Annotated in this window: 9 protein-coding genes and 2 pseudogenes; 5 read left to right on the forward strand and 6 right to left on the reverse strand. The window is 61.0% G+C overall.

Going from position 1 to position 13,065, the window contains the following annotated elements; genetic code table 11:
• Both XI03_RS02220 and XI03_RS02225 read left to right on the forward strand, forming a co-directional pair.
• Positions 1-183 (forward strand): LuxR C-terminal-related transcriptional regulator (locus tag XI03_RS02220; protein ID WP_271591186.1); only part of this gene is annotated, 183 nt, incomplete at its 5' end.
• Between the two features lie 67 nt (positions 184-250).
• On the forward strand, positions 251-628 hold the full coding sequence (locus tag XI03_RS02225) for a DUF736 domain-containing protein (protein WP_271591187.1): 378 nt from the start codon (positions 251-253) through the stop codon (positions 626-628).
• 99 nt (positions 629-727) lie between these two features.
• On the opposite strand, the gene XI03_RS02230 is transcribed toward XI03_RS02225, so the two are convergent.
• On the reverse strand, positions 728-958 hold the full coding sequence (locus tag XI03_RS02230; RefSeq protein ID WP_271591188.1) for a hypothetical protein: 231 nt from the start codon (positions 956-958) through the stop codon (positions 728-730).
• A 402-nt stretch (positions 959-1,360) separates the two neighbouring features.
• Here XI03_RS02230 and XI03_RS02235 point away from each other — a divergent pair.
• Positions 1,361-2,358 (forward strand): annotated as a pseudogene (locus tag XI03_RS02235) (IS110 family transposase).
• Positions 2,359-2,854: 496 nt separating this feature from the next.
• Here the strand turns inward: XI03_RS02235 and mdoH are convergent.
• Together mdoH and XI03_RS02245 are read right to left on the reverse strand one after the other, a co-directional pair.
• On the reverse strand, positions 2,855-4,975 hold the full coding sequence (gene mdoH, locus XI03_RS02240; protein ID WP_271591192.1) for a glucans biosynthesis glucosyltransferase MdoH: 2,121 nt from the start codon (positions 4,973-4,975) through the stop codon (positions 2,855-2,857).
• Entirely contained in the window at positions 4,963-6,423 is a 1,461-nt protein-coding gene (locus tag XI03_RS02245) for a glucan biosynthesis protein G (protein ID WP_271591193.1), read from the reverse strand. The genes mdoH and XI03_RS02245 overlap by 13 nt, the downstream gene beginning before the upstream one ends.
• Positions 6,424-7,303: 880 nt before the next feature.
• Here XI03_RS02245 and XI03_RS02250 point away from each other — a divergent pair.
• On the forward strand, positions 7,304-8,221 hold the full coding sequence (locus XI03_RS02250) for an IS701 family transposase (protein WP_271591189.1): 918 nt from the start codon (positions 7,304-7,306) through the stop codon (positions 8,219-8,221).
• Positions 8,222-8,429: 208 nt separating this feature from the next.
• Here XI03_RS02250 and XI03_RS40425 read toward each other — a convergent pair whose 3' ends face one another.
• The gene (locus XI03_RS40425; RefSeq protein WP_442869683.1) at positions 8,430-8,843 is read right to left on the reverse strand and encodes a DUF2130 domain-containing protein; all 414 of its coding nucleotides are present in this window, start codon (positions 8,841-8,843) and stop codon (positions 8,430-8,432) included.
• 327 nt (positions 8,844-9,170) lie between these two features.
• On the opposite strand from XI03_RS40425, the gene XI03_RS02255 reads away from it, so the two are divergent.
• The gene (locus tag XI03_RS02255) at positions 9,171-9,512 is read left to right on the forward strand and encodes a hypothetical protein (protein ID WP_271591190.1); all 342 of its coding nucleotides are present in this window, start codon (positions 9,171-9,173) and stop codon (positions 9,510-9,512) included.
• A 1,988-nt stretch (positions 9,513-11,500) separates the two neighbouring features.
• Here the strand turns inward: XI03_RS02255 and XI03_RS02265 are convergent.
• Together XI03_RS02265 and XI03_RS02270 are read right to left on the reverse strand one after the other, a co-directional pair.
• A complete protein-coding gene (locus tag XI03_RS02265; RefSeq protein WP_271591191.1) occupies positions 11,501-12,148 on the reverse strand; it encodes an FkbM family methyltransferase in 648 nt (215 codons plus the stop codon).
• Between the two features lie 650 nt (positions 12,149-12,798).
• A pseudogene (locus XI03_RS02270) lies at positions 12,799-13,065 on the reverse strand (transposase); the annotation flags it as partial.

Here is a 13,065-nt window from a genome sequence, read left to right on the forward strand (position 1 = left end):
CTTGGACTCGCCGAGATTACGGTCAAGATCTACCGGGGACACGTCATGAAAAAGATGCGTGCACGGTCGCTGGCCGACTTGATCAGAATGACTGAGACGTTGGGAATTCGCGCCAATCGTCCTGAACAAACACATGTATTCCTCGCGAAACAAGAAAGTCGCCTGGCTGCCATCCTCCGCTGACGCTTCGGCCCCTCCTGGGTGCCCCGTCGATCGCCTCCGGCCCTTCGATCAACATCGAGGCCGCAAGGTGCGGGCTCGGAAAACTTCAGATCAGGGAGAACTACCATGGCGCCCCATCGGCACGTTCAAGAAGACCGGCAACGACGAGTTCAACGACGAAATCGTCCCCCTCTCGCTGCAGGCGAGGAACGTCCGCATCGTCCCGGAAACCAGCCGCTCGGGCGACAACGCCCCCAGCCACCGGATCTATGTCGGCCGCGTGGAGATCGGGGCCGCGTGGTCGAAGCGCTCCAACGAGGGCCGCGACTATCTGGCCCTCAAGCTCGACGATCCGAGCTTCACTGCTCCGATGTTCGCCAACCTCTTTGCCAACCTTTTCGCCCACGAGGAAGGTGAGGGCTTCAGCCTGATCTGGTCTCGTCCCAACCGCCGGAACGGCGACTGAGGCGCAATGCCTCGCCCGGCTGGCGCGGGCGAGGCATCTCTCGGCTCAAGAGCAGGCCCGCAAAGTGGTGAGCCGGTGCGGATGGCGGATCAATTCCGATCAGCGACGGCGAACCCAACCGGCCTTGATCGGCCGACTTTGACTGGTCTCCAATACGGCTTCGACGATGTCCTCCCAATCGGGGCAAATTGCGACCAACTGATCCAGCACAGTGGGATCGCGCTCGATCTGTCCGAGCGCCTGAGCGCGCCATTGGGCGTTGAGGCTCATCAACCCCAAACATTCGAGGACCGAACTGTCAGGCGGCAAGTGTTCCAAGATTGCCGTCACTATGCCGATCCATTGTTGAAGTAGATGCCAATGCTCAGCGGCGGGTCCGCTCTCAAACCTCTTGAAGGAGATCAATCAGCAAGAGTAAGCGAATCCGCCAAGGTTGGGGCTTGGGCCCCCGACGTAAGCGTCCCGACTTCGCGGATGTCGGCTGGCAACTGCTCGTACAGGGTCATAAAGCCCACTCCTTCTCACTCATCACGCCCTTCCATCCCTGGACCGGTATGAGTCTCTGGAGACAGACCAGATTTACGTAATGTCGACTTCCGGAGGGAGGAGTGGGAATCTTCTGCTGGGCAGGGTCGTTACCGCTTTTGATGCTGTGGACGGCTCCTCCACCGGCACGAGAGTGTCAAGGAGTGGGTGCCGTTTTGAGGCTCCCACGATTCGGAGGAGCAGCCTATGCAGTCAACTTCGACGATTGGCCTTGATATTGCGAAGTCGGTCTTCCAAGTGCACGGCGTTGATGCTGCCGGCCAAGTGGTCGTACGCCGTCAGTTGAGGCGCCGCCACGTCTTCGCGTTTTTCCAGAAGTTGCCGCCATGCCTGGTGGGGATCGAAGCTTGCGCATCATCGCACCATTGGTCCCGTGAATTGCAGGCGTTGGGACATACGGTGCGATTGATGCCTCCGGCCTATGTGAAGCCCTACGTCAAGCGGCAGAAGGACGACGCTACGGACGCGGAGGCGATCTGTGAAGCGGTGACGAGGCCCAACATGCGGGTCGTGCCGACCAGACAGCCGAGCAACAGAGCTGTCTGATGCTTCACCGAGCGCGCCACCTCTTCATCCGCCAGCAGACCGCGGTCATCAACTCGATCCGCGAGTTCGGGATTGTCGCCCCCTGTTGGGCGGCGAGGCGTCGAGCAACTGCTGGAAGTCGTCGCCGATAAAGCCGAAGACGGGTCCCGGAGGTCGCCCGGATGTGCCTTGCCGCTCTTGGCGATCAATTGCTCGCGCTGAAGGCCCAGATCCTGGAGTTGGGCATAGATCAAACACGACGAGCAAGCGGCTGGACGCGATCCCTGGCGTCGGTCCGGCGCTGGCAACAGCGCTGGTCGCCAGCATTGCCGATCCCAAAGCCTTCCGATCCGGGTGGGACTTCTCGGCGTGGTTGGTTCTCGTGCCAAAGCAGAGCTCGAGCGGAGGCAAAGACAAGCTTGGCAGTATTAGCAAGCAGGGCGATCGCTATTTGCGTAGCCTTCAGGGCTGGCGCGCTCGCCGTGATCCGCTACGCCAAGATCCATGGCACCGATCATCGGCCATGGCTCACGCGATTGTTGGCCCGGCGGCCCACCAAAGTCGCGGCCATCGCGCTTGCCAACAAGCTCGCGAGGATGGCCTGGGCGATGATGGCGAGGAACGAACGCTATCAGGAGCCGGCCGCGCTGGCGGCCTAAACGAGATCGCGCCGACATCGCCGGCGTGACGTAACGGTTGGGAGGGCGAACAGTACGTAATGCAGCGCCGGTCGATCCGGCGATCAGGACAACCCATACGGGCCACGGCATCTTCGAATGCGTGCTTTTGATCGGGACCTGGTCCGCGGAGGGCATTATGGCCAGCGGTCATGTGTACCGCGCAAACAGGCCGAACACATGGCTGCTCCGACCAACGCCGCAAAGTGAAGATTCTCCTTGCCAACCCGGAGCCGTCCACACATGGCCCAACGCGACCTACTGCGCTGCCGCGGAAATTTCGTCGCTATAGGAGCAAAGCGGACGTAGTCACCGGCCACACGGCGCCGGGTTTATAGGTACACGGCCTAATGGGCGCATTACGCCACCAACTATTCTGCGCGGCGCCGATCGGTCAAGGGCCCTCGCTCCCGGCCGATATCGCACCAGTTTCCATCCTGGTCGAGCCCAGGCCTGCTGTGCAAGGCCTGCCCCGCATTTATTGCTTCCGCAAGACGGTGGAGAGCGCCGGACCGTCGTTCAAGATCGAGAAGATTTCGCGCGAGGATAGATGTGCTGCGGCCTGCTCGAAAGTCTCGCTAGCATCGACCTTGGCACGGCCAACCGCCAGATTGGGGTCCACCGTGTCGGGCCTGGTGGGGCGAGGAGGCGGTAGCTGCGCGAGGTGGAAGGCGAGGAGCGCGGGGTCTTGGCGCAGCTCCACCAAGGCGGGGTTGCCCCCTAGGTCCGCTGACGCGCTGAGCTCGTTCGCTCGCCGCAGGACGGGAGGCGGCTTTCGTTCTTCGGGAGTGACAAACAAGCTTACGGAGACGGGCATGGCGGTCAGCGCGCCTATGGGAACGGCGAAGAGCAGCCCGACGATGACCGGCGACATCCAGAGCAGAAGGGGCAGCGAAACGGCGTAGGCGCTTGCGGCCATTGCAACGCCGCACAGGGTTGGAATGCCGTACTTCCGATAGAGTTCGCGGCGCTCCACCGTGCCGTCGTCGCGCCTCTGCGTCTGCCAGCCGGCATCGCGCCCGGCCAGAATCTCGACCACCGCGATTGATTGAAAGATCATCATCACAGGCGCCATCAACGCGGAGACGACGATCTCTGCCAAAACTCCGGCCGAAGCACGCAACGCGCCGCCGAATTGACGCCCCACCGAGCGGCGCAGCCAAAGCAGGACCAGGCTGAGCAGCTTCGGCAACAACAGCAGACCCATGGTGGCGACGAACACCCAAATGGCGAGCACGGGATCCTGGGCCGGCCACGTCGGAAATAACGAGAAACCCTTCGGAAAATACTCCGGCCGCACGAATCGAGCCTGCAGCGAGATCAGCATGCCCAGCAGCAGGAACAGCAGCCAAAGCGGCGCCGTCAGATATGCACCTATCCCCACCATGAAATGCAGGCGCGACACCCAGTGGAGACCCCGCGCCGGCACGACAGCCAGATGCTGAAGATTGCCCTGACACCAGCGTCGGTCGCGCGCCGCAAAATCGAGCAGCGAAGGCGGCACCTCTTCGTAGCTTCCGCCGAGCGTCGGCAGCATGTAGATGCCCCAGCCGGCACGACGCATCAGCGCAGCCTCGACGAAATCGTGGCTGAGGATGTGTCCGCCGAATGGCTTGCGCCCGCGCAGCTGCGGCAGCGCGGCCGATTCCGCGAACGCCTTCACGCGGATGATTGCGTTGTGGCCCCAGTAATTGCCTTCGGAGCCGTGCCACCAGGCGACGCCGGCGGCGATCATCGGTCCGTACAGGCGACCCGCGAATTGCTGGACTCGGCTGAACAGACTTCGCGCGTTGACCACCATGGGGAGCGTCTGGACGAGTCCGGCGCTCGGATTGCTCTCCATGGCATGGACCAGTCGGACGATCGTCCGTCCGCTCATGAGACTGTCGGCATCGAGCACGATCATGAAGTCGTAGACGCCGCCGAACCGGGTGATCCACTCGGAGATGTTGCCGGCTTTGCGCGCCGTATTCTCGGCTCGGTGGCGATAATACAGCCGTGGCGTCCCCACCGCCTGTCGCAGCGCGAGGAGCGCTTTTTCCTCGGCGACCCAGATGTCCGGATCGGTGCTGTCGCTCAGAACGTACCAGTCGAACAGCTTTCCTTGCGAGGTCGCCTCCAGGGATTCGATGATCGCACGAAGCCGCGCCGTCAATCGGTGCGGATCTTCATTGTAGGTGGGAAGCAGCATGGCGGTGCGGCTTGCGATCCCAGGCAGCTCCGCGTCCGGCGCGATAGCGCCCGGTCGATGGGCCAGCAGCACAAAGAAGCCGGCCAGCGCGGAGGCGAACGAGAAGGCGACCCAGGCGAGCAGGACCAGGAAGAGCGCCAGCACCATGGCTTCAAGGACGGTGACGCCGCCGACCTCCAGCACGCGATACATCTCATAGCCGCCCGCCGCAGTGAGCGCCGCCGTCGAGAGGAGGATGAGGCCTCGCCGCCAGGCCATTGCGGGGGCAACGGGCGCAGGAATACGGTCGGGTACCCTGTTCTTGCGAAGGTCGCCAGGAGCCATCGCAAGCGGGGCTTCCCGCGGCAGCAGGCGCTGGGTCGCGATATCAGCGACGGACGGCCGCGGCGCCGGGCTCAGGGTGCCCATCGGTAGACCCAGATTTCCGACAAGGGCTTGTCGCCTTCTGCCAGGAACGCCCGCAGCTCGATCGGCTCGCTTTTCACCTGGCACTGGAAGCTCAACCGCCACCCACTGGTGTGGGGGTTGGGCTGCGTGACGATGTTCTTCACCTCGGACTTTTCGGCCGTCACGACGCCTTTGACAGCGGCAGGATCGATGCCCTTGAGGTTGTCGCCGCGCAGATCGAGCACGAACAGGCGCGCATCCTCGCCCCTCGCCCCGATGCCGCTTCGCGTGAATCTGGCCAGCGAATGCGGCTTCGGGCTATCCGGCCCCCAATGCAGCCGATAGGTGTAGTTGTGTTCGCCCTTGGCCTGCAGCGGGTTTTTCGGCCGCCAGAATGCGGCGATGTTGTCGTGGACCTCCTCCTTGGTCGGGATCTCGAACAGCGTGACGCCGCCCTCGCCCCAATCGCCGATCGGCTCCATCCAGAGACTTGGGCGTTTTTCGAAGCTGGATTCGATGTCCTGATAGGCGAAGAAGTTTCTCTCCCGCTGCATCAGCCCAAAGCCATGCGGATTGAGATCCTGGAAGGTGCTGATCTGGAGATCGCGGGGATTGCTGAGCGGCCGCCACAGGCTTTCTCTCTTCCCATTGAAGATCGCAAGGCCATCTGAATCGTGGACTGAGGGGCGGAAATCATCGATGTCGTTGCGGTCGTTCGGACCGTAGAAGAACATGCTGGTCATGGGCGCGAGCCCGACCCGCGGCATCTCGACACGGGGGTAGACCGACATTTCGACATCGAAGACCGTCGTCTCCCCGGGCCGCACCGTGAACCGGTAGCTCGCGGCGCAGCTCTTGCTGTCGAGCAGAGCATGGATCACCAACGATGTCGCACCCGGCGCCGGCCGCTCGAGCCAGAAGGCCTTGAAGAGCGGAAATTCCTCGCCCTTGGGTTCGCCCGTATCGATCGAGAGCCCCCGGGCGGAAAGGCCGTAGGTCTGCCCCTTGGCCACGGCGCGGAAATAGCTCGCCCCTAAGAAGACGCAGACCTCGTCGTAATAGTCGGGACGGTTCATCGGCGCGTGGATGCGGAAGCCTGCGAACCCGAGATCGATATCCTCGAACGCCGGGACCTTCTCGCCGAAGGCGAAGTCCGTCTTGCGGTACTTGAGCTCGGTCGCCTTTCCGTCGGCGACCTCGAAGACGTTCACCCTGTTCTTGTAGAAGAAGCCGCGGTGGAAGAACTGCGCTTCGAACGGGAGATTCTTGCCGCGCCAGAGCGCCCGCTCTGGCAAAAAGCGGATCGAACGATACTGATCGTAATCCAGGTCCTTCAATCCGCTCAGGAGCTTCTCGTCCGGCGCCTCGTAGGCCTTGCTCGCCAGCCTCCGTGCCAGGTCCCTCACGGTGGACGGCCCGAACGCATCATTCGACGCCGCGGCGAAAACGCTCCGCGAGGCGAGCAGCATCGCCGGCAGCACCGCCGATCCTTGAACAAGTTGGCGTCGGTTCACGTGTTCTCCTACTCGCTACTGCTGCCGCGGCCAAGCAACGACCATGACGCCCGCGAGTTCCACCGACCGCCAACACCAGCACGAGGGCAAGTGCGCAAGGACCAAATCAACCAGAAAACGGACGGAATTCGATGGGTCGCGAGCTTCTAGCTGGCGCGGAACGCGGATCGCCGGCGCAGGTCTTGGCTTCGTGCGCCTGCTGTGCTCGGAGGACAAAGGCGCGTCTAAAATACACCGATTTCAGCTATTCCACCATCTATTCGACGCCTCGTTCTACGCGATCACGTATGGCTCCGCAGTAGAGGCTGCTGGAACCGCGCAGTCCTTATTCAGTCCTCCACTTATACGGGGGTACCCAGCCGCAGATCCGGGTGCCTCGATAGGGGCTCAGTCCGACTGTGCACGTGAGCGCTTCACAGTCTATCCCGGCAAGCTCTCAGCCAGCACTCTACCATTACAGTTGCTATTTTCGGTGAGTTCTAAATCGATGGGTGACCATGATACGGGATCTGATGATTGGTGGTGGGTCGGTTGAAGATAAGCTGACGCTGTGGGCTTCCTCGTTGCGAGATGCAAGCAACGCATCCGTCCGCTGCTTACGCAGGAGCGGGTGGCGACCTCGGCGTGGCGGTTTCTCGACGGACTGTTGCGTAACGAGCCGCGCAAGACGGGTTGGATGCGGGCTGTAGCGGCCCGCGATCCAGGCCCGTGGCGCCATCAGGCGATCCTGGGTCGGGGCAGTGGGATGCGACGCGCTGCGCGACATAGTCCGTGAGTACGCGCTGGAAACGCTGTCCGATCAGGACGCGGTTCTGGTTATCGATGAGACCGGTTTTTGAAACAGGGCAAGGCATCGTGCGGCGTCGCACGCCAGTACACTGGCTCGGCGGGCAAGATCACCAATTGCCAGATCGGAGTGTTCGCCTCCTATGTGTCGCGGCATGGCCATGCCTTCATCGATCGCACGCTCTACCTGCCGAAGGAATGGACGGACGCCCCCGCTCGCCTGAAGGCACCGCATGTACCGAGCCATGTGGGGTTTGCGACCAAGCCCAAGATCGCGCGTCGAATGATCGCTCGTGCGATCGCCGCAAAGGCGCCGTTCTCGTTCGTGCGGCGGACAGTGTATGGCACCGGCGAGATCGAAACCCTGCTGCGCGAGGCGGGCAAAGGCTATGTTCTGGGAGCTGCTTCCATACACGTGTTCCGTTCCTGGGCAAGCCGCAGCCTGTCGCCGGCACCGCCTCCGCGATCGCGCAGAGCCTTCCGAAGAAGGCCTGGCGCCGCCTGTCGTCCGGCGGAGGGACCAAAGGTCCGCGCTGGCACGACGGAGCCTATATCGAGTTGGGCCGATCTCGATGTCAGTGAATACAACGACGACCTTGCCGGGGAATGGACGCGGGGTCTTCTGATCCGCCGCAACATTGCCGACGGCAGCTTGGCCTTCTTCTCCAGTTGGTGCCCCAAGGGCACCTCCATGCAGAAGCTGGTGTCGGTGGAAGGCCATCGCTTGCCCATCGAGGACAGCTTCGAAACCGCCAAGAACGAGCTCGGCCTTGATCACGACGAAAGCCGCTCCTGGCATGGCTGGCATCGCCATGTCTCACTCGTCATGCTGGCCTTCGCCATGATGGCAGTCATCCGTCATCGGGCCAACTCCGGGCCATCGCTCAAAAAAACGAGACCCCGGCCTCGGACCGAAGCTTCGCTTTTGATCCGCTGGCCGATCCAGGAATCCGGCGCATCGCCATGAAGCTCGCCCAGCGGCGCATCCCGCACGCCCGCGTCCTCGCGTGGTCGTCCTGGCGCAGAGCTCATCAGGCAACTGCGCGCAAGCTTATCGGTCAGCCATTGTGCGAGCATCTGGTCTCGCTATTTCACTCGCGCGTCATGGCACACCCGCAGCCACTAGCATGATAGCCGACCGGGACCGCGAACAGGCCGCTTTACACGATTTCCAGTCACCGTCTGTTTCTGCCCGTCCTTGCCGCCTCACTCTGCGGCCTCAGCGGGGGAGCTTTTGAGGTGCGAACTTCGCCGCCATCGTCGGGCCGTGGGTCAGCTTCCTGATCGTCACATCTTGCGCCTTGTCGTTCGCGAGGCGCAGGTTGCGGTCTGCGCCGATCAGCGGATCCTTCTTCTGCAGACGATCGATGCACGCATCGTCGTTGATCGCGGTCTGGAAGTGCCTGGGGCCCGATCATATTCCTCGAGAATGCCGTCTTGAACGTCTCAAGCTGATTTTCGAACTGGGTGATGCTGCTATCTAGTGCCTTAACGAGCGCTAGCTCGGTCCTGTACTTGAGCGAGTTGATCGCCGCATTCCGCAGAAGCGTAATCATAGCCTGATCGCAGTATTCTTGGGCGGCTTGCATTCTGATAAGAGCAGCCTCCTGACGCTCATTTTTCAAGGCTGACCTATCGCGGTCTCGACGGACTTTCCGAGGAGCTATTTGGCCGTGTCGCCAGCCGATGGGGAGTGTTTTCAAAGGCCAACATTGGCCTTGGGCGGCTTCAACAAAGGAAACCTTAACAATCGATTGGGGTATCCCCCGCTATCGCGGCTCTCGCGACTAGTAGATCAACAATGCGTCAGGACAAGGAAACGGAAGGACTACATGTTTTCCGTCTGACGACGACAGAGTGGTTCGCAGCAAGAATACTCAGTGAAGTGCAGCTCGTGCTGGCGTAAGAGCGAAACAATGTTGACCGAGCACTGGCGCTTGAACACCGATGTCGCTCACCTGCCGTGGACCGATTTCAAAGGGCGCGACAATCATCTCTTGCGCGACCGAACCACCTTCTATGACCAGCGGCGAGAGCGTGGCGGAGACGTCCAGATCGAAGGCGTATTGTCCTACTTCATTACCAAGAATTTCAGCGCCGGTGTCGGCGGGCGTTATTTGGACAATGTGGACCAAAAAGGGACAGCAGAGCGACATGCACGGTCTCGTGATGGCGAGCCAAACGGCCCAATACAGGCTGCGAAGTACAGCAAGGAGCGCCGGCGTACGTTCTTTCAGGCGTCCTATAAGTTTGATTGAAAAGATCACAACGTCCAGTCAAGCTCCTTGCCGCTTCGACGCTAAGGAATGGCGCGCTTCGAGTAAGAATGATCGGCCGTGCCCTTACCGGTAGCGGGCTTATCCAGTCCGAAGCGCCCCGCTCAAAACCTGTGATCTTCCGGCGCGCGGCTATCGTGCCGGGGTGGGCTCTGCACGACCCGCCTCGGGATCGCGCGGCAGAACATCGGTCGCCCGGTCACGATCGCCACGGCGGCGTCGCCGTCCTTGACCTAGAATGCCCGATTCGAACCACGGCCAATTCTCCCGGATGCCATGGAAGGCCTGGCCGAGGTCGCGCGAGACGCCGACGATGCACGGCTCGCCGCACGGAAAACGATCATGTACTCCCTGTCAGCGCCACGGGGATTCAAGTCCATCGTCGCCGAGTATGCCGATTTGCCTGACTGGCATCACCAGTCAGTTGAGACTTGAACTTTAAGCGGATAGCTCAAAAGGCTTGAATCGGACGTAGCGTCAAGTTGTACCATTTGAAGTAGCTGACGAGGATGCTCGGCAAGCAGGACCGGCCCGCTGGTTTGCTGACGTCGGTGAGACGACGAAACCAATGCGGTCCATGTGGGTAGAACGGAGGTCGATGCAAGTGCGCCAATCCCCGCCTGCGGGATCGCGCAAAGGGGCTCCAAGTGCTGGCATGCGACAGCAGGTAACATTTCCCCGCCCCAGGGGATGCTGGCGATCAGCATTTCGAAATTAGAATTTGCGGTGAACGTTAGGCCGCAAATAACCGTCGGCAGTCCTCCCTCTGTCGACGTCTGACTTCCGCCCGGCCATTTCATTGATGGCCGGGCTTTTTTTAGCACCAATGAACAACGTTTGGAGTGTTCGGCCGTGCGTGATGAAGGGTTCGAGCGACAGAGACAAACGTAGGCGATCAACTAGGAGGATCGTTCGTCACATGCTGAAGTCGATCGATCCGATCCTGACCCGACCTGCTCTAGCTGCTCGCCTGCATGGCCATGGGGACGGCCGCTACCTGCACTGCCTCGACGCCCCTCCCCGCATCGCCTGATCCAGCTCCCTTGCATGAGCCAGGGAGAGGTCCGTTTCCTTGTCATGATGCTCCATCCGCTCGGCGATTTCGATCCGACCTCGCGCCCATGATGATGCCGGTCGACGATCCCGAATGTGTGACCGAGGTGCAGCCGCGGTGCTGGCCAGAGATCGAGCGCTCGGTCGGCCGCTCATCAGTCCCGGCAGGGTCAGCAAGGATATGGATTTCTGCCAGGCTGATCGGCAACCGCTGAGCACAGCATTCCGCTCTACAGAACGGATGCGATGCGTCGGGGTCGCGCGCCGACCGGCGCGGTTGGTGTATGACTTGGCTCCTCAGTGATACCCTTGGGGTGATTTCGGCCGCCCCGGCTTCGGCGACGGTGCGGCCGCTACGATGGCGGCAGTTTCCGGCCGCGCTGGGCGAGGACGCCGATCGGGCCGATCTGGAATTTCGGGGGATCATGCGGGGCAGCTAGAGGACACTCCGGGCGATTCCATACGGCGATGAGTGGGGCCTTGAAGGCCCGGGGTCTTCGGCCGGAAATCAGTACCCAAGATGTGAGCGATCGCCAGCCTCTTGCACGCCGTACTTCGCCGGGTAGTCACGCGACCTCATAGCGCGTGACGAAGGCCGAGCCGCGCTGGGACATTTCAGTCGTGCGCGATCTTGAAGCCTAATCTTGGGTTAGCACCCGGACAGAAGATTGGCAGCGCGGCGGAAACGCGCATGCCGAGTGGCTACTGACCGCAAACTCATCGTCGTGCCGGCCAGCCAAATAATTGATTGTCAGAAACCCACCACCCGCCCGACGCGATGTCCTCCGTGGGCTCTTCAGTGGCACAAACCTCCCCGTCCGCCTATCCCACCCTAATCACGACGTGTGCAGCTTTGGGGAGCATAGATCGCCTGGTGAGGTGTTCCAGCGACGGATGAGGCGCTCTATGGGTAGAAACTAGAAGCGCACATTTTTGAGCAACACATCACCTTCCACCGCGCGTGGATAGTGGGCAGCCACTTCGAATGATGGTAACAGGTCCAGAATGGCTTGCAGGGACAACTGCCCTTCGTAGAGCTCGCGGTCGCTATATTCCGTGTAGATGAAGCGCGTGTTGCTTAAGGTCTGCATGCCGCCGGCGATAACATCGGCTTCGGCTCCCTGGACATCCATCCAGATGAAATCGACCATGTTCAGCTTGGCTTCGTTGCACCAGTCGTCCAGCCGCCGGGTTTCAACCGAAACAGGGCGATCAAACCGAACCCAATCATACTCGGTAAGATGATTCTTCGGGCGGCGTATTGAGCCGGACAGATCCCATTCCTTGGCATCACCATCTGCATTGCTTGGATGGAAGTCAATCATCCCGTTTCGATCGCTGATGGCGATTTCAAGCAACTTCACCCTCTTGAGGGATGCGCCCAGCTTCTTCTTGAAGCGCGCGATCGCTCTGGGGTCCGGCTCAAAGCAGTAGAGCTGAGCTTGGGGGCACAGGTTGAGAAACTGTTGCGTATCGGTCCCGTCATTGCAGCCAATGTCCAGGATGACCGGATTCGGCTTCTGAAGAAGTGAGACGATGTGCTGGTGTACTTCGACAGACGACACAGGTGCTTGCTCCATTGGGCGCGGAGATCGGGTGAATTTCGATTTTGAAGCCGAAATCACACGCAAGACGCGGCTGCGCAACGCATATCAAGGTATACAATTCATATGTCCGCCCGCTCCCCTTGATCCATGACGGCTATCGGATGCCCAACGACATCAACAGGGAAACCTGTCGGACCGAGAGGTGCGGCGACCGCCCCGCGATGCAAATTCGAACCCACGTCGGCAGACGCGCTCTTTGTGAGCTAGATGGTTGTCTGTGGCCTCGGCGGCAATCGCCGCAGATTTGTTCGATCGCTATCGGTCTACAAACGATCGGGGTAAGTTCGTTAGAGTTTTGAGCGACTGTGCCGCGGCTGGACGCCGACAATTCGATACAAATCGATAATGGCCTGTCTTGAAGCACGCCGTCTCTTTGCAGGAAACGACGCCTGATTTTTTCGCGGTAGTTGGTACTTGTTACGATGCGAGGCTAAGTCAAATTCATCGAGCGCCGCGCTTCGATGAGTCTTGTGCAGCGTAGGTTTGGCCGGCATCAGCTGGTAAGTATCCCCGGCAAAGCCGGACGCTTTGGGAATTGAGCCGCTCGAAGCGGCCGTGGGCGACGCTGACCCGTCCCTGGTTTTATTGGCCGCCCGAAGGCGGCCTTTGCGCCACATGTTCATTTGGTCGAGCCGGGGGGCCTCGGCCTCCTGCTTACGGGTGTATTCACTGGTCGCCGCTTCGTCTCGAGCGACGGTGGAGACGAGTATCCCCGGGTCCAGAAGTGCTGCCCTACGAAGTTGTGCTTCCTCGCTCCATAGACCCGCGCCAGAATGGATAGCGCTCTTGCCCTTGATGTACCCTACTCTACCACTTGCGACACCGCACATCCGGGTGGGATAAAACCGATCATGTGAACATGATCACGCATCAAA

This window comes from Bradyrhizobium sp. CCBAU 65884 (assembly GCF_028128835.1).
GTDB classification, from domain to species: domain Bacteria; phylum Pseudomonadota; class Alphaproteobacteria; order Rhizobiales; family Xanthobacteraceae; genus Bradyrhizobium; species Bradyrhizobium ottawaense.

Bases quoted from the DNA above. Each gene is read 5' to 3' on its own strand.
- XI03_RS02245 (WP_271591193.1), bottom strand. From the start codon at position 6,423: ATGCTGCTCGCCTCGCGGAGCGTTTTCGCCGCGGCGTCGAATGATGCG.
- XI03_RS40425 (WP_442869683.1), bottom strand. From the start codon at position 8,843: ATGCAAGCCGCCCAAGAATACTGCGATCAGGCTATGATTACGCTTCTG.
- mdoH (WP_271591192.1), bottom strand. From the start codon at position 4,975: ATGGGCACCCTGAGCCCGGCGCCGCGGCCGTCCGTCGCTGATATCGCG.
- XI03_RS02255 (WP_271591190.1), top strand. From the start codon at position 9,171: ATGTTGACCGAGCACTGGCGCTTGAACACCGATGTCGCTCACCTGCCG.